We start from the raw sequence: 16,468 nt of genomic DNA, 5'->3' as shown, positions 1-16,468 counted from the left end.
ATTCCAGCAAAAAAATGGGGCTTAATCTAAGCCCCATTTTAAAGCAATTATAGTTAGTGAGAAACCACTATTAAGCGGATTGCATCAAGCTTAAGCTCTGCTTTTTCAACATGCTCAAGTAATTGTGATTTTTGCTTTTCTAAATAAAACAGCTCGTCTTCACGTACGTTCGGATTAAGTTGTTTTAGCGATTTTAAGCGTGCTAGCTCATCATCTAAGTTAGTATTCACACTTTCTTTAGCACTTTGCTTTAGTGTATCTAATTGACTTTGCGCTAGTTTATTTGCCGTTTCAATCATTGGGTGAACGCTTGATTGCAGTGCCGAGGCAAGCTTGCTAGCAGTTTGTTTACCAACGGCATTAAGTTGCTGATTAAACGTATCAAAGGCGACATTCGCAGCTAAATCATTACCGTTTTTATCGAGTAATAAACGCACAGGTGTGGTTGGTAAGAAACGACCCATTTGCAGTGCTTTTGGTGCGCTGGTTTCTGCAAGGTACACTAACTCAACAAAGAAACTTCCTGCAGGCAGTTGCTTGTTTTTAAGTAGTGCAACGGAAGTAGTGCCGAGATCATCATCAATAATCAGCTCCATTGCACCTTGCACCATAGGGTGATCCCAACTTAAAAAGTGCACATCTTCTTGTGCAAGTGCGGTGTCGCGGTCAAAAGTAACGGTTAAACCTTCGTCACGTAAACACGGGAACGATGGCGTTAGCATATGTTCAGTTGGTTTTAGAACAATTGAGTTCTCACCGCGGTCTTCTTGTGAAATACCGAAAATATCAAACACCTTGATCATAAACATAGGCAGTGCAGTTTGGTTATCAAGCGATTCAATATCGCTTACCAATTGCTCTGAGCGGCCTTGGCCTTTTGAATGTAGTTCAAGTAATCGGTCGCGGCCTTGCTCCATTTTTTGCTTTAACGCTTGGTTTTGCTTGTTTACCGATTCAAGTAATGGATCAAGCTCTTCCTCGTCGGTGTTATGGCTTGCCACGAACTCCAGCAATTCATCTTTGTATTCTGAATATAGCAGTTGTCCAGTGGTTAATGTGTGTTCAAATGCTTCTAACGCGTCGTGGTACCAGCGGAATAATACTTCTTGCGCAGTGTTTTCAAAGTACGGCACATGAATTTTAATGTCTTCACTTTGACCAATACGGTCTAAGCGGCCAATTCGTTGCTCAAGTAAGTCAGGGTTTAGCGGTAGATCAAATAAAATTAGGTGGTGGGCAAACTGGAAGTTACGTCCCTCTGAACCAATTTCAGAACAGATTAATACTTGCGCCGCATCTTCTTGTTCGGCGAAGTAGGCTGCTGCGCGGTCACGTTCAATAATGCTCATACCTTCGTGGAACACTGCGGCTTTAATACCTTCACTTTCACGAATTGCTTGTTCTAAGCTCAGTGCTGTTTGCGCTTCACTACAAATTACCAATACTTTTTCGCGTTTTAGCTCAAGTAGTTTCTCGGCTAACCATTCAACACGTGGGTCAAATTGCGCCCAGCTTGCGGATTCGCCTTCAAATTCTTGGAAGATTTTTTCTGGAAATAATGCACGTTTCGCGCGCATTTCCGCATCTTTTAAGCCAGCAATATTACCCATTACATTCATTGCTGTAGTGTATTGTTTCGGCATCGTTACAGGGTAAGCGTGTAGCTCACGTGATGGGAAGCCTTGGATGCTACTACGGCTGTTTCTGAACAAAATGCGGCCTGTACCGTGTCTGTCGAGCAGCATTGATAAAATTTCATTTTTAGCCGCTTGCTCACCTTTTTCAACTTGGCTAAGCAGTGTGGTGATATCACTTTCTTTTAATAGTGATGTAAGCGTTTGTTTTGCGTTATCACTTAATGCTTCATCAGCTAGTAGCTGGTTTGCCGCATCAGCAACTTCTTGATAGTGGCTTTCTTCTTCCACAAATGCTTGATAATCGTAGAAACGGTTTTCATCAAGCAGTTTTAAACGGGCAAAATGACTTTCGTGACCCAGTTGATCAGGCGTAGCGGTGAGTAGAATTAAGCCCGGAATGTCTTGGCTTAGTTCAGCAATACGGTTGTATTCTGTGCTTGATTTCTTTTCGCTCCACTTTAAGTGGTGCGCTTCATCGACGACAAGTAAATCCCAATCGGCAAGTGTTGCTTGCTCAAACCAAGTTTTCTTTTTCGTAATAAATTCAAGGCTGGTTAGGATCAGCTGTTCAGTTTCAAACGGGTTTGCAGCATCTGCATAAGCTTCTGTACAGCGTTCATCATCAAAAATTGAAAACTGTAAGTTGAAGCGACGCAGCATTTCAACTAACCATTGGTGCTGTAAGTTTTCAGGCACCACAATAAGCACGCGAGAAGCACGGCCTGTAAGCACCTGTTGGTGAATAATCATACCGGCTTCAATGGTTTTACCTAAACCAACTTCATCTGACAGTAATACACGTGGGGCAAAACGTTTACCCACTTCTTCAGCAATATATAGCTGGTGTGGAATTAAGCTTGCGCGCGCACCGACTAACCCTTTTAAGCTTGATTGTTGGTTTTGGTGAACATGGGTAAGCGTGTTATGGCGCAGAGTAAAGCGGTCAAAACGGTCAATTTGCCCTGAAAACAGTTTATCTTGCGGCTTATTAAATTTAATAAAGTGATCAAGAAAGGTTTCTTTAAGTGCGACTTGTTCTTGATTGTCTTCGCGAGTACCAGTGTAAGTAAACAAGCCATTTTCTTCGTCAACCTGCTCAACTATGAGTTCCCATTCGTCAACGCTACGAATTTTATCACCTACATTAAATGCCACTCGGGTAACAGGTGCTTCAGAAATACTGTAAACGCGGTTCTCACCACTGGCTGGGAATAAAATAGTTACTTGGCGTCCTTCACAGGCTACGACCGTACCTAAGCCTAAGTCGGATTCGGTGTCGCTGATCCAGCGTTGACCTAAAGAAAAGCTCATTTTTAACTCGCTACTATCGAAAAAAGGCGGCTATGTTACCTAGATTTCTCGTTGGATTCACCTGTTAATTTAGAACTCGTGAGGTTAATACCTATTCGCCGCTTTAATGTTTGTAATTTAGCCAGAATTTTGCACTTTTTTTGTCATAAAAAAGCCAAATTCCTGAAATAGACTAAACTTAAAAGTAAAGCAAAAACCATAAACCCGCCAGCTAAGAGAAGGAACAGCTTATGGGAAAAATGCGCAATAACGATAATAAACTCTATGTCCTAGATACCAACGTATTACTTCACGAACCTTTCGCTTTTTTATCTTTCCAAGAACATCAAGTCGTTATCCCAATGACAGTGTTAGAAGAGCTGGACCACATTAAAGATCGCAAAAAAGATGTGAGCCGAGACGCACGTATTGCTATTCGTGCTTTGGATGATGTGTTAAGAGACGCAAGTCCTGAAGAAATGCTTGCTGGGGTTGATCTTTCAACGGTCGCTAAAAATTGTACGGGTAAACTAACGATTGTTAACGACCATATGTTTGAAGATGCGGTTTCGGGTTTACCAGGAGATGAAAACGACCATCGCATAATTAATACCGCATTGCATTTGCAGCAACTAAAAGTTGAAGTAAAAGTAGTGTTAGTCACTAAAGATATAAACATGCGCTTAAAAGCTAAAGGAGCGGGGCTTGAGTTTGTTGAAGACTATCGCACCGATCAGCTCATTGACGATATTAGCTTGCTAACTAGCGGCTATAAAAAACTTGATGGCGATTTTTGGCAGCATGTAAAAGAGTGCGACAGCGAGCAAAGCGGTCGAGATACGTATCATACCGTACCCCGTAATTTGCTTAATGAAGTCTTTATCAATGAGTATTTACTCGACGAGACAGGCCACTTTGCTGCCCGTGTGGTGGATTACGACGAAGAGCATATTAAGCTACTTGATTTGGGTTTTGAACGTATTATGGGACGCAGTGCGTGGGGCATTCAGCCTAAAAATGTTTATCAAGCAATGGCGATTAATGCGCTGCTCGACCCGCATATGGATTTAGTGATTTTGACAGGCCCTGCTGGTTGCGGCAAAACCTTGTTGGCATTGGCTTGTGCCCTTGAACTCGTGATTGAACGGGGAATGTACGACAAGGTCATTGTGACCCGTAACACGCCCGAAATTGCTGAATCAATCGGCTTTTTACCAGGCACCGAAGAAGAGAAAATGATGCCTTGGCTTGCGGCGATAACTGATTCCTTAGAAGTACTTCATAAAAACGACGAAAATCCGGTTTCGAGCCGTAATTACATTATGGAAAAAGCCAATATTCAATTTAAGTCGATAAACTTTATGCGTGGACGCAGTATTCAAAATGCGATTGTTATTTTAGATGAAAGCCAAAACTTAACCGCATCGCAATTAAAAACCATTATTACCCGTTGTGGTGAAGGTACTAAATTAATTTGCTCGGGTAACTTGGCACAAATTGACAGTAATTATCTAACCCCAGTGACTTCGGGGTTAACCTATATTGTTGAACGTTTTAAAGACTTCCAAGGCAGCAGCACGATTAATTTAAACGGTGTAGTACGCAGCCGTTTAGCGAGCTTCGCTGAAGAAAATTTATAAGCTAACGAGTGAAGGTGTCTAAAAATGACATCTATGAAAAGTTAAAAGGGCTGATGTTTATCAGCCCTTTTTTTGTTTGATGATTTAAGCGGATCTATCGCTAACACATTTAACGCTGCAATACATAAACGTAGCCGCAAGAGAATCATGTGCTATAGCGAGTGCAGCTTAAATTATATCAACTATGTATTGTTTACTTTTCAGCATACTCCAAGAGCTACTGCTTACCTCTGCGATTGGGTATTGCTTTGGCCCTGTGACTTCACCGACTAAGTATTTTAAGCCATTAATTTCAACATGCTTGTCGCCTTTGCGAATCGGTAAATTTAACCCAATTAGCGCATGGTTAGGGGAGGTAATAATAGCGATGGTCAGTCGCGGGTAAATCGCTTTTAAAATAGCGCTAGTGAGCACAAGTTTACTGTCTACATCGCCGTATTGTTGGCGGATCAGCTTAAGAGGTGGCTTAAAGTTTTCGCCACTGTTATGAAAACGGTCTGGCAACTCAGATGTTGGCATCGCTTGTACCCAACTTAACACAAAGTTAATGACTGTTTTTGGTCTAACGTTATTGCCAAACTTTGTTAAAATTGCTTCTCTAATCGGTGAAATATAGTCATATGAATTTTTCACAAAGCGCGGTAAGTCAGGTCTAACCGCATCAATTGCCCAGATGGCTTCTAAATCAGCATAGTGATGCTTGCGTAAATAGCTTTTACGCGCACTTTGTTTTGCTTTTTCTACTCGCGCTTCAAGTTCCTTTAATAGTGCTTTGTCATCACTGTAAACTTTATATTCAATGCTACGTTCTTTACGTTGTGTTTCGAGTGTGTATTTACGTCGGTCGAACTCTCTAATGGTGTTTCTTACCTTTATATCAATCTTGTCGAGGTATTCTTGTGCGTTAAAGCCTTTAAAGCGGCGGTAGTGGTTAAATAGCTGGTCGTTTGAGTAGCTAAAACTAAGCTTTTGTTCCTTGTCTTGATCATCAAACCAAGTGTAATAAAACGTTTGTTGTTGTTTTTCTTGTACCACTTTGCGCTCGAACGAGTGACTAAAAAGCGGCAAAGCGCAAAGGCTCAAAATGACTGCGAGTAATAAACTTGGTTTTAGTTTAACCATGATAATATCCGAGGTTGCGTAAAGTCTGTTAGGTGAATTGTCATAAATAACAATAAGCTTAGTCAAGGTGTTGTGATAGAACGAAATATTTTTGTTCATTTAATAAATTCGAAGGCCAACTTTCTTAACGCTGATTACTAAGACTATTAATTTGGGTAATAAAAAAGGAAGCGCATGCTTCCTTTTAATTCTTGGATTATTTACCTTAATACAGGCTACTTGTCCATTAATTCACGAATGTATTTTACCGGTGAGCTACCGTAACTTAAAAACTGTTCGTGGAATGCTTTTAAGTTAAAATCGTCACCCAGTTTCGCTTTTTGCGCTTCGCGGAAATCGTAAATTTCACGGTAGCCCGTGTAGTAGCTTGTTAGCTGAACTTGGCTCAGCGTCGCGCGGCGCCATTTGCCTTCTGCCTCAGCGCGCTCTTGGAAAGCACCATTCATAAGTAGATCTAAGCCTTGTTCTTTACTGATGCCTTCCACTTGGATTTGATAATCCAAAATCGTGTTACAAATTACGCGTAAATTCCATTTGTAGTACATTAACCACATTTCTGGCTCAAAATTACCGTAACCTTCTTCTAGCATCATGCGCTCTGTGTACACTGCCCAACCTTCGATCATTGCGCCGTTTCCGAAAATACTCTTAATTAGAGACGGAGACTCATTTGAATAAACTAATTGAGTGTAATGGCCCGGAATTGCCTCATGAATATTTAAAATCTGTAAAATCCAGTGGTTGTACTCTTTCAAATACGATTCGGCTTGTTCCTCACTCATATTATCGAGTGGCGTAACGTTGTAGTAGGTGTTTTCTTTTTTCGCATATGGACCCGGTGCACTAATCGATGCACCAGCAAAACCGCGCATATAATCTGGCGTTTCGCGCACCACTAGCGGCTTTTCAGGATCAAGAGTAATGAGGTCCTTTTCTTTAATAAAGGCTTCAAGTTCAGGAATTTGTTTTTTAATTTCCTCAACAAAGTTTTCGCGTTTTACGTGCTTAACCGCAAGGTGATTAATCAGTGTTGAAATTGCTTTTTGAGGTTCACTTGGCATCTCTGTATTGGCAAAATATTTAGGCCAAAGTTGCTTGGTGATTTTTAACATTTCAGCGGTAACACGGTCTTTATCTGCCAGCGCTTTTTGATAAACCTCTTTTGCGCTGTAACCCGACTGAATATCAAATGCGAATTTTTGCTCGTAAAGCGCTTCGCCAATTCTAAATGAACGTGCGTTATTGTTTGCGACCAGCTCTTGTTCCAGCTTAGTTAAGAATTCAATGTATTCATTAATCGCAGCTGTTGCTGCTTTAAAACGGGTTTCAAATAATTGCTTATCAGCGTCCGATAGATTTGAGGTTTTAGCTTTATTAAATAAATCTTTATTTAATACGCTAAATGCTCCTTTATTTTGGCTAATTGCCAACTGTGTGTACTCAAGTGTTGGCGTATCAATATTGGCAATGGCTGCTGCATAATAGGCCGGTACATTTTCAAGACGTTTTAATACTTTCGTGATTTTTGTGTTGTCATCATCAAAGCGACTATTAATGATTTGTGCAAACCCACCTGCAACATTGTAATTTGATGGATTCCATTGCCACGATTTAAACGTGTTTACCGTCCAAATTGATTTCTTTAATAGATTTTCGATTAAGTGATAATCGGTTTTTAAATTGGCTGGTAACTTATTAAGGTCAAACTGGGCCAATTTAGCGAGTTGTGTATTGGCAAAATTAATATCGTTAACGCGGCTTTGTGCGTCGGGAACCGTTAAAATATGGTCGTATTTGCCGTAACCTGCGTATTGCGACCACTCAGGGCGGTGACGCCAAAAGTCTTCAATAAATTGTGCTGAAAACGCTTCAAATGCAGCAGCTTGAGACTGCTGTTGGCTTGCAGGTGCGTCAGTTGTTGAATTGGTTGTTTGGCATGCACTAAGGCCAAGTGCTGCAACCAGCGCTAAACTTAAGGCTGTTTTTTTCATTGTGTTTCCCTTGAGTGATTAAAGCGACTAAGCGAGTTAAAGCCGCGTTAAAGTCAGTGTATCAATTTCGCTTAAAAATCGAAGTTTTTTCGATAAAAGGTCAACAACCCTATACTCGGTTACGTGTTTCGCCATTTTCAAAGGCACTAATATTTAGCGCTATTTGCTTAATTAAGCGCGAGATAGACTGCTTGCTGGCCCATGCAATATGTGGTGTGAGCAATAAGTTGCTCCCGTGATACTGAACGAGCGGATTGTTGTCTTGTGCGGGTTCCTTGCTTAAAACATCAATTGCCGCTGCTTTAATTTGGTTGGTTAGCAGCGCGTGTGCAAGTGCGCTTTCATCAACAATGCCACCGCGTGCAGTATTAATTAGTACCGCGCTAGATTTCATTAGTTTAAATTCGCGTGTACTAATTAAATTTTCAGTTTCTTGGTTAAGAGGGCAATGAACAGAAATAATATCGGCGTTTGCTATCGCGTCATCAAATGTAACTCGACCGTCACGCACAGGGCTGTTTTTACGCTCACTAATCAAGGTTTCAATGCCAAATGCTGTTGCGGCTTTTGCTACTGCGCGTCCTAAATCGCCATACCCGATTAATGCCATTTTTAAACCTGCTATTTCGTCTATTGAGTGGTCTAAAAAGCAAAAATGGCTCGCTTGTTGCCACTGATTGTTATGACAATCAGCAATGTATTGATGAGTATTACCTAGTAAGTTAAATAACAAAGCGAACGTGTGCTGCACCACGCTCGCGGTGGAATAGCCTGCAACATTGGTAACCGCAATGCCATGCTGTTTTGCCGCTACTAAATCAACATTATTGGTGCCTGTGGCGGCAATGCAAATTAGCTTTACCGTGCTTAGTTGAGATAATGCTGTTTGGTCTATCACTACTTTATTTGTAATTATCACGTCCATGCCTTGGCAGCGCTCAATTACTTGTGCAGGCGAGGTATTGTCAAATAATGCGATGTTTTGTGTAAGCGCATTTAGCGGTGACAAGTCACCATTTTCAATTGTTGCGTAGTCGAGAATAGCAATTTTCATAATTTTAAATATTTGGTTTGACTTTGGAGTTAACTCTAAGGTTTATACTTAGTAGGAAAGTTAGATTTAGTGTATCTCAATTAGGCAGGCAAATGGTAAAAATAGGTGAAATTGCAAAACGGTTAGCGGTCTCGACCGACACGCTTCGTTACTATGAAAAGCAAGGCATTCTCAATTCATCGGCGCGTAGTGACTCGGGATATCGCTTGTATTCTGAACAAGACGTTGCGCAGCTGTCGTTTGTACTAAGGGCAAAGGATGTAGGCTTTACACTGAATGAAATTAAAGAGTTACTTGCAATAAAAGTGGATAAGCAAAGTCACAGCTGTGAGCAAGTTAAACATTTTACGAGTGAAAAAATAACGCAAGTTGAGCGTAAAATTGCCGAGTTAAATATCATTTTAAATTCGCTTAAACTACTGCACAAATCATGCTGCGGCGGTAATGAACCCGCCGTTCATTGTTCAATTCTTTCAGCGCTGGAGGCACAAAATGACGCTCGTTAATAACTTTATTGATCTCTTTATTATTTCAGCGCCTTGGTTGTTATTGGGGTTGTTTATAGCGGCATTAATTAACGTTTACTTACCTGAGAATTTTCTCAATCGCCACCTTGGCAAAGAGGGCTTTGCTACTACCATTAAAGCGGCTCTTATTGGTGCGCCAATGCCGCTGTGTTCTTGTGGCGTAATTCCAGCGGCACTCGGGCTGCGAAGGGCGGGAGCGTCAAAAAGCGCAACCACGGCATTTTTAGTCTCTACGCCCGAAACAGGTGTTGATTCAATTTCTGTCTCGTATGTTTTGCTTGGCCCATTTATGGCAATTATCCGACCGATTGCAGCGGTTGCCAGCGCCATTACAGCAGGTTTATTAGTGGGCGGTGAAAGCAAAGGCAATACGCAACAAAGCGCTGATAACTTAAAAGAAAAAGCCGATGATACTTGCTGCAGTAGTGCGCACACCACAGAGCAAAATGCGGCGCAGGCTAGCAATATGGTTTCAGAACAAAAGATGTCATGCTGTAGTACTCAGCAAAAGCCTGTTGTGCAAACTTCTCCTTGTTGTGCGCCAACAGTAGCTGAAGCTAAGCCGAATGTAACAACCAGTGCTGCTTGTTGCTCGGTAAAAGATTCTGATGAGCAAAAAGAAAATATTACCTCGTGTTGTTCCACAGACAAAGAGACGCAGCTTGTAACAGAAACCGCGACAGCAAAACTCAAGCGTGCATTTTCATTTAGTGCTAACAAACTGCTAAGTGATACCGCAAAGTGGCTGATGATAGGTTTGCTTTTTGCCGCGTTAGTGCAAACCTTTGTACCGCAAGATTTTCTACAACAGTATGGTAATGGAATTTGGGCCATGCTAATCGTAATTTTAATTAGTATTCCAATGTATGTATGTGCAACTGCCTCAACGCCTATTGCTGCAGGGTTATTGATGTCGGGCGTTAGCCCCGGTGCTGCGCTGGTATTTATGTTAGCGGGCCCGGCAACTAATGTAGCTACATTAGGTGTGGTAGCGAGCGAACTAGGCAAGCGCGCGGTGGTCGCTTATTTAACAGGGGTTATTGGTGTTGCGCTAATTTTCGGCTTTATTACCGACTATTTGGTAGCACGCTATCAATTCGAAATCGTACCATCGCTACAAGAATCGCATCATGTATTACCTATGTGGCTAGAGTACGGTGCGGGAGCCTTACTTTTGGTGTTAATGTTGCGCTTGGTTTGGCTCAAATTAAGTAGCCGCAAGTAACTTGTGTATTTGCTTTTAGGTGTACTAGTTGATTGATATTTAAGCTTGAAAGACATTTTTTTTACGATGACTCGTTTAATAAAAAGGAGCCCATAGGCTCCTTTTTTTGATCTAGATCAAGTTTATAAATTTAGATAAACCAAAATATAAACTTATTTTAAATATTTTTAAATGATAATGATTTCTGTTATTGATCTAATTTGTTTTGGGTTTTAGAATGCTTCGCAGTTTTATTAAGCCAATTACGTTTTTGATAAAAATTGGTATTACTCAATCATAAAAATATCAGGGATTAACATAATGAAAAAAATAGCGAATTTTGCACTTTCTTCGTTATGTGTTGCAATGCTTGCAGCATGTAGCGGTGACGATGGCAAAGACGGGGCAGACGGCGCACCAGGTGTAAGTGGCGAAAGTGGTGTATCAATGTATGTGACCGAAAAAGATGTCGTTGTTACCAATGCGCAGCATGCATATGCGGTTTATGCCGATTCACTTATCGCTGCTAAGCAGCTTAAAAATGTGATTGAGCAGTTTGTTGCAGAGCCAAGCGAAGCTAACTTTAGCGCTGCTAAAAATGCGTGGTTAGATGCTCGCGAACCTTATGGTCAGTCAGAAGTTTATCGTTTTCGTGAAGGGCCAATCGACAATCTAACGCGTGATGACAATGGCAACCCGGTATTAGTTGCTGAAGAAGGTCCTGAAGGTGCAATCAACGCATGGCCACTAGCCGAAGCGCTAATTGATTACACAATTGACATGGATGGCGCACAACTGCCTGAAAACCCTGCAAGCTTACCTGTAGGTGGCAATATTATTGCCGATCTTGCTGAGTTCCCAGATATCACCAAAGCGTTACTCGCTGAACAGTTTGAGCGCGGCGATGATGAAGCTAATGTAACATCAGGCTATCACGCGATTGAATTTTTACTGTGGGGACAAGATCTTAACGCCGATGGTTCTTACACGCCAAACCGTGACTACAGTGCTGGCTACCGTAAAGTAAACGATTATTACACTTCGGCAAGTGGCATGGGTGAGTGTACATCTGGCGTAGATAACGTGGTTGATTCGGTGATTTGTGAACGCCGTGGTGACTACCTAATTGCAGCAGCAGATTTACTGATCGACGATTTACAAGGTGTTGTTGATGCATGGACTCCAGGTTCAGGTTTTCACTATGTTGAATTTACTAAAGACGAAAATGTAAAAGCGTCGCTGGCGAAAATTCTCGAAGGCATGGGCCGTTTAAGCTTTGGTGAACTTGCTGGTGAGCGCATGAGTATTGCACTTCGTACCGATTCACAAGAAGACGAGCACTCGTGTTTTTCAGATAATACACACCGCGATATTTTCTTAAATGCTAAGGGTATTCAAAACGCATTTAATGGTGCTTACCAGCGTATGGATGGCGAAACATTAGAAGGTGCTAGCATTTACGATTTACTGGTAGTGGATGGTTCGCACGAACTTGCCAATGAATTACGTGCTGCGATTGAAGATACGATGGCGAAAGCAGCGGTTATCGATACTAACGCTAAGCTAGGTTACTCATTTGATGTGCAAATTCAAAATGCTGACTTAAAGCAACCTGTTACGCACACAATCGAAGCGCTTAAATCACAAACACAAGTGATTAAACAAGCAATTGAAGCGTTAGAAGTAACCACGGGTGATCTTGAGCAAGATACTGACGAGTTTGGTAGCTAATTAGGCTAACACTATTATTGGCGCTGCTATTTTGCAGCGCTTTTTTCGTTTCTAGGGGCATTTATGAAGCGACATCTTTTACTAACCAGTTTTATGTTAAGTGCTTTAGGCTGTGGTGGCTCATCGCAATCACCAGAAGCAAAGCCTAGCGAACCTCAACCGCCTGTTGTCACACTGCCGGGGCAGCCAAATGATGGCTTAGCGCCGCTTAGCAGCAGTACGCCTGACACCAACGAGCACCTAGCGGGTGGTGCAGTAACAACCGATGTTCAAAATGAAGACGCATTTAGCCAATCGGCACCGGCAATTCGCAGTGATTTTGCATTAGACGCGGTATTTAAATCGGGCGATCACTTGTTTAGAGGCACACACAAAGGATTAGGCCCAGTTTTTAATAACCCAACTTGCCAAGGGTGTCATATTAAAGATGGTCGTGGCGAAGTACCAAGCTCACCGCAGCGTGCAATGACCAGTATGTTCCTGCGTATTAGTGATGAGAATGGTCAACCCGATGCGGTGTATGGCGACCAATTACAAACATTTGGCACGGTTGCCGGACACCCGACAGGCGCATTACCTAAATTTAACGGCGCGTTAGATGAAGGTTTAGCATATGGCGAAGCCTACGCGTTTGTTGAGTATGAAAACATAACGGGTAAATTTGCCGATGGCGAAGAATACGAGTTGCGCAAACCCATTTATAAAGTAACCGATTTATCTTACGGCCCATTTAACGACACAGTAAGGTTCTCTGCCCGTGTTTCACCTGCGATTTTTGGCTCAGGTCTGCTGCATGCAATTCCTGAACAGTACATTACCAGCTACGCTGACCCTGACGATGTTGATAATGATGGTATTTCTGGCCGTGCTGTGTATGTAACAGAGCCTATTTCAGAGCAAACTAAATTAGCACGCTTTGGCTATAAACTTGGCACTGCATCAGTATTACAGCAAATAGCGGGTGCCTATCGCGGTGATATGGGCGTGACTAATCGTATTAACCAATCTGAGCCGTGCACCGAAAATCAAGTTGCCTGTAATGAACAAGCGGCATTAGAGCAAAACAGTGAAGCCAATGGTCTTGATTTAAGTGATTTAGATCTCGCACAAGTTGAATTTTATAACCGTCTATTAGCTGTGCCAGCAAGGCGAGGGTTTGACGTGCAAACCAATACTTGGCAAGACGATGTCAAGCATGGCCGTGCGTTATTTTTCGACGCGAACTGCAATGGCTGCCATGTACCTCGTCATAAAACTGGTGAAGCACCGGCAAGCTTGTTAGGTGATGTCGACATTCTTGGCTTTACTGGCGAAAGTACGCCGATTGCTGCACTTAGCGAGCAAGTTATTTATCCTTACAGCGACTTGTTACTTCATGATATGGGCGGCGAATGTGCGCCTATTAAATTAGAAAACGCACAAGGCGGTAGCTGTCAGGTTGGTGAAAATTGCATTTATGTGCAGCGCTGTGAAGGTCTTGCAGATAACCGTCCCGAGGGGCAAGCATCTGGTACTGAGTGGCGTACAACACCGCTTTGGGGATTAGGCTTGGTTCAGCAAGTAAATGCGCGCGCTACTTATTTGCATGATGGTCGAGCACGCACAATCAGCGAAGCCATTTTATGGCATGGCGGTGAGGCAGAAAACGCTAAGCAAGCCTACCTCGCAATGTCCAAAACTGAGCGCTCACAATTATTGGCGTTTTTAAATTCACTATGATTAAACGAAGTCTTTTAACTGCGTGTACTTTTGGCGCTTTGCTAATTGGTTGTAAAGATCAAGCTGTACCTGAATTTTCACATAGCGAGTTGCGCCCTGGCGGCGCAACAACCTTAAAGCGACTTAATACTCGTACTTTTATTCATCCTTCAGAAAATCTCGATTTAGATAGGCAGCTTGATTTTTGGGATGGATTTTCATTTTTTCGTGATCCTTGGGTCGCAGCACCTGCTGCAACCCAAGACCGTGATGGTTTAGGACCGCTTTACAACGCGCGTTCGTGTAAAGCATGTCATATTCGTGGTGGTCGAGGAAAGCTTGTTGGGGAAGGTACGCATTCGCCAATGGCATTGCTTTTTCGTTTAGGTAAGGGTGATGATGGCAATGCGGTTGATAAACACTATGGCGGTCAATTTCAGCCATTTGCCATTAAACTAGCAAAACCTGAATCACTTGCGGCGGAAGGTAAAGTAACTATTCGTTACGAAACCATATCGGGTCAATATGCGGATGGCACGCCTTACACTTTAAGCAAGCCACATTACCAATTGGTTGATTTAGCCTATGGCGAATTGCAACCCAATACGGTGTTATCGCCACGTTATGCGCCAGCACTTTACGGAATGGGGTTATTGGACGCGATTAGCGAACACGACCTTATTGCGCAAGAGGAAATTGCGGATAAAAACAACGATGGTATTTCGGCTAAGTATAATCGTGTGATGAGTGCTAAAACTAAGGAACAGGTTATTGGACGTTTTGGCTTTAAAGCGAGTCAACCAAGTTTAGCATCACAAACGGCAGCGGCATTTGTTAATGATATCGGCATAACCAATCCGTTTTTCACAAACGATACTTGCACGCCATCACAGCCGCTTTGTCAACTTGCATCAGCAATGGGCGGTCACGACCGCACGCTAGAAATACCCGAAAAGCTGCATAAGTTAACGGTATTTATGGGAGCGCACATTGCGGTGCAACCGACCCGAAAGCTCACTTCAGAAAAAGCACAACAGGGCAGAGCACTTTTTTATCAAGCGAATTGCCATAGTTGTCACACCCCGAGTTATACCACGGCAAGCGACTATCCGCTTAAAGAGCTGGCAAATCAAACTATCTGGCCTTACACCAATTTGGCGTTACACGATATGGGCGAAGCACTGGCTGATGGCAAAGCAGAAGGATTAGCCAATGGTCGAGAGTGGCGTACGCCACCACTTTGGGGGCTAGGATTACAAGAAACAGTACAAGGCTATCAGGCATTTTTACATGATGGCCGCGCGAAAACAGTGGCTGAAGCAATTTTGTGGCATGGCGGTGAAGCCGAGCAATCAAAAAGCGTGTTTGTAGCGTTTGACCAACAGCAGCGTGACGCATTGATTTATTTTCTAAAACAAATTTAAGGGCAAATACGATGAAACTTAAAGCACTTTCTTTGCTTGTGACGGCTGCGTTACTAAGTGCATGTGGTGGTGGCAGCGATACCAACAGCGAAAAACCACCCATTACGCCACCCGTGGTTAAACTAACGAAAGATGAAGCCATGACAAAATTATTAGCAGCGCAAGCTGATAATTATATTTTGCCTGCGTATCAAACACTGATGGATGAGGCGGATAAACTAGATGCGGCGAGCATTATGTTTTGTGCTTATCAGGCGCCAAGCGAAAGCGAGCTAATAGAATTAAAAAATGCATGGTTAGCGTTAAGCAAGGCATGGCAATTTGCGAAAGCGGTAAAAATGGGGCCAGAGTCTGAAGAATTTCGCCATTATCGCTTACAATTTTGGCCTGATAACAACAATGCCGTTCAGCGCGGTGTTGCGTCATTACTTGCGGCTCAAGTGATAGATGAGAACGCCGTTGCTAGCCTACAAGATGGTGCTCAAGGATTACCAGCGCTCGAGTTATTAATTTTTAATCAAGCACAAGATGCATCGTTACTAAGTGCAAGCAATAAACAAGATCGTTGCCTCGCGGTAATGGCAATTACCGCTAATGTGAAAACAGTCGCAACTGAAATTTTAGCACTATGGCAACACGAGAAGATTGGTTTTGCCCTTGATTTTAAAAATGGCAGTGGCGAGTACAACACGAAACAAGCGGTGCTTGAAGATTTTATTACTAATTGGTTTGAGCTAATTGAAGTGATTAAAGATAACAAGCTCAATAATGTTAAAGGTACGCTGATCCCAGGTTACCCAGAAAAAGCGGAAAGTTACATTAGCTTATCGTCGCTTGAAAACATTAAAACCAATTTTGCAGGGCTGAAACAGGCCTACCTTGCGGGCAATGGTTATGGCTTTGACGAGTACTTGGTGGATATTCATGAAAATCACAAGTGAATGACACTATTCTAAATTACTTCGACGAAATTGATGTCTTGCTAAATGATATTGAAAAACCGCTATCGCAAGCGGTAACAATACAAGACAGCCGCAATAAACTGTCGCCACTTATCACAAAAATAGACGAATTAAGAACTTACCTGTCTACCGATTTTATTCAGCTTACAGGCCTTAATCCTAACTTTAATTCGAATGACGGTGATTAA

At 42.4% G+C, this 16,468-nt stretch carries 12 protein-coding genes; 8 read left to right on the top strand and 4 right to left on the bottom strand.

The genetic code is table 11. The features are described from left to right. Nucleotides 1–53: 53 nt before the first annotated feature. On the bottom strand, nt 54–2,948 hold the full coding sequence (gene rapA / locus C2M30_RS05040; protein WP_105170880.1) for an RNA polymerase-associated protein RapA: 2,895 nt from the start codon (nt 2,946–2,948) through the stop codon (nt 54–56). Between the two features lie 230 nt (nt 2,949–3,178). Here rapA and C2M30_RS05035 point away from each other — a divergent pair, with 230 nt between their 5' ends. Continuing rightward, complete coding sequence (locus C2M30_RS05035; RefSeq protein WP_105170879.1) at nt 3,179–4,567, top strand: PhoH family protein; 1,389 nt, start codon at nt 3,179–3,181, stop codon at nt 4,565–4,567. A gap of 168 nt (nt 4,568–4,735) precedes the next feature. Here C2M30_RS05035 and C2M30_RS05030 read toward each other — a convergent pair whose 3' ends face one another. The 3 genes from C2M30_RS05030 to C2M30_RS05020 all read right to left on the bottom strand — a co-directional run bounded on the left by C2M30_RS05030 (nt 4,736) and on the right by C2M30_RS05020 (nt 8,734). Next, on the bottom strand, nt 4,736–5,689 hold the full coding sequence (locus C2M30_RS05030; protein WP_158683321.1) for a hypothetical protein: 954 nt from the start codon (nt 5,687–5,689) through the stop codon (nt 4,736–4,738). Between the two features lie 215 nt (nt 5,690–5,904). After that, complete coding sequence (locus C2M30_RS05025) at nt 5,905–7,680, bottom strand: DUF885 domain-containing protein (protein ID WP_105170877.1); 1,776 nt, start codon at nt 7,678–7,680, stop codon at nt 5,905–5,907. Between the two features lie 109 nt (nt 7,681–7,789). Then, nucleotides 7,790–8,734 (bottom strand): D-2-hydroxyacid dehydrogenase, encoded by a 945-nt coding sequence (locus C2M30_RS05020; RefSeq protein WP_105170876.1) that lies wholly within the window; start codon nt 8,732–8,734, stop codon nt 7,790–7,792. A gap of 92 nt (nt 8,735–8,826) precedes the next feature. Between C2M30_RS05020 and zntR the strand changes: the two genes are divergently transcribed. The 7 genes from zntR to C2M30_RS04985 all read left to right on the top strand — a co-directional run bounded on the left by zntR (nt 8,827) and on the right by C2M30_RS04985 (nt 16,468). Continuing rightward, entirely contained in the window at nt 8,827–9,240 is a 414-nt protein-coding gene (gene zntR / locus C2M30_RS05015; RefSeq protein ID WP_105170875.1) for a Zn(2+)-responsive transcriptional regulator, read from the top strand. Further along, entirely contained in the window at nt 9,227–10,486 is a 1,260-nt protein-coding gene (locus C2M30_RS05010) for an SO_0444 family Cu/Zn efflux transporter (protein ID WP_105170874.1), read from the top strand. The genes zntR and C2M30_RS05010 overlap by 14 nt, the downstream gene beginning before the upstream one ends. A gap of 300 nt (nt 10,487–10,786) precedes the next feature. Then, a complete protein-coding gene (locus C2M30_RS05005; protein ID WP_105170873.1) occupies nt 10,787–12,196 on the top strand; it encodes an imelysin family protein in 1,410 nt (469 codons plus the stop codon). 63 nt (nt 12,197–12,259) lie between these two features. Beyond that, nucleotides 12,260–13,915, top strand: a complete 1,656-nt coding sequence (locus C2M30_RS05000; protein WP_105170872.1) for a di-heme oxidoreductase family protein — start codon at nt 12,260–12,262, stop codon at nt 13,913–13,915. Continuing rightward, on the top strand, nt 13,912–15,318 hold the full coding sequence (locus C2M30_RS04995; protein ID WP_105170871.1) for a di-heme oxidoreductase family protein: 1,407 nt from the start codon (nt 13,912–13,914) through the stop codon (nt 15,316–15,318). Before C2M30_RS05000 ends, C2M30_RS04995 begins: the two co-directional genes overlap by 4 nt. A gap of 11 nt (nt 15,319–15,329) precedes the next feature. Continuing rightward, nucleotides 15,330–16,259: an imelysin family protein gene (locus tag C2M30_RS04990; RefSeq protein ID WP_105170870.1), complete on the top strand. Its 930-nt coding sequence runs from the start codon at nt 15,330–15,332 to the stop codon at nt 16,257–16,259. Then, entirely contained in the window at nt 16,256–16,468 is a 213-nt protein-coding gene (locus tag C2M30_RS04985; protein WP_105170869.1) for a hypothetical protein, read from the top strand. The genes C2M30_RS04990 and C2M30_RS04985 overlap by 4 nt, the downstream gene beginning before the upstream one ends.

Source organism: Pseudoalteromonas sp. T1lg24 (assembly GCF_002964745.1).
Classification (GTDB): Bacteria; Pseudomonadota; Gammaproteobacteria; order Enterobacterales; family Alteromonadaceae; genus Pseudoalteromonas; species Pseudoalteromonas spongiae.
Note: the sequence above shows the minus strand (reverse complement) of the source record. Positions and strands in the feature narration are given on the sequence as shown.

What these genes read in the sequence shown, in the direction of transcription:
- C2M30_RS05030 (WP_158683321.1), bottom strand. Translation starts at nt 5,689, where the DNA reads ATGGTTAAACTAAAACCAAGTTTATTACTCGCAGTCATTTTGAGCCTT.
- C2M30_RS05010 (WP_105170874.1), top strand. Translation starts at nt 9,227, where the DNA reads ATGACGCTCGTTAATAACTTTATTGATCTCTTTATTATTTCAGCGCCT.
- rapA (WP_105170880.1), bottom strand. Translation starts at nt 2,948, where the DNA reads ATGAGCTTTTCTTTAGGTCAACGCTGGATCAGCGACACCGAATCCGAC.
- C2M30_RS04990 (WP_105170870.1), top strand. Translation starts at nt 15,330, where the DNA reads ATGAAACTTAAAGCACTTTCTTTGCTTGTGACGGCTGCGTTACTAAGT.
- C2M30_RS05025 (WP_105170877.1), bottom strand. Translation starts at nt 7,680, where the DNA reads ATGAAAAAAACAGCCTTAAGTTTAGCGCTGGTTGCAGCACTTGGCCTT.
- C2M30_RS04995 (WP_105170871.1), top strand. Translation starts at nt 13,912, where the DNA reads ATGATTAAACGAAGTCTTTTAACTGCGTGTACTTTTGGCGCTTTGCTA.
- C2M30_RS05035 (WP_105170879.1), top strand. Translation starts at nt 3,179, where the DNA reads ATGGGAAAAATGCGCAATAACGATAATAAACTCTATGTCCTAGATACC.
- zntR (WP_105170875.1), top strand. Translation starts at nt 8,827, where the DNA reads ATGGTAAAAATAGGTGAAATTGCAAAACGGTTAGCGGTCTCGACCGAC.
- C2M30_RS05005 (WP_105170873.1), top strand. Translation starts at nt 10,787, where the DNA reads ATGAAAAAAATAGCGAATTTTGCACTTTCTTCGTTATGTGTTGCAATG.
- C2M30_RS05000 (WP_105170872.1), top strand. Translation starts at nt 12,260, where the DNA reads ATGAAGCGACATCTTTTACTAACCAGTTTTATGTTAAGTGCTTTAGGC.
- C2M30_RS05020 (WP_105170876.1), bottom strand. Translation starts at nt 8,734, where the DNA reads ATGAAAATTGCTATTCTCGACTACGCAACAATTGAAAATGGTGACTTG.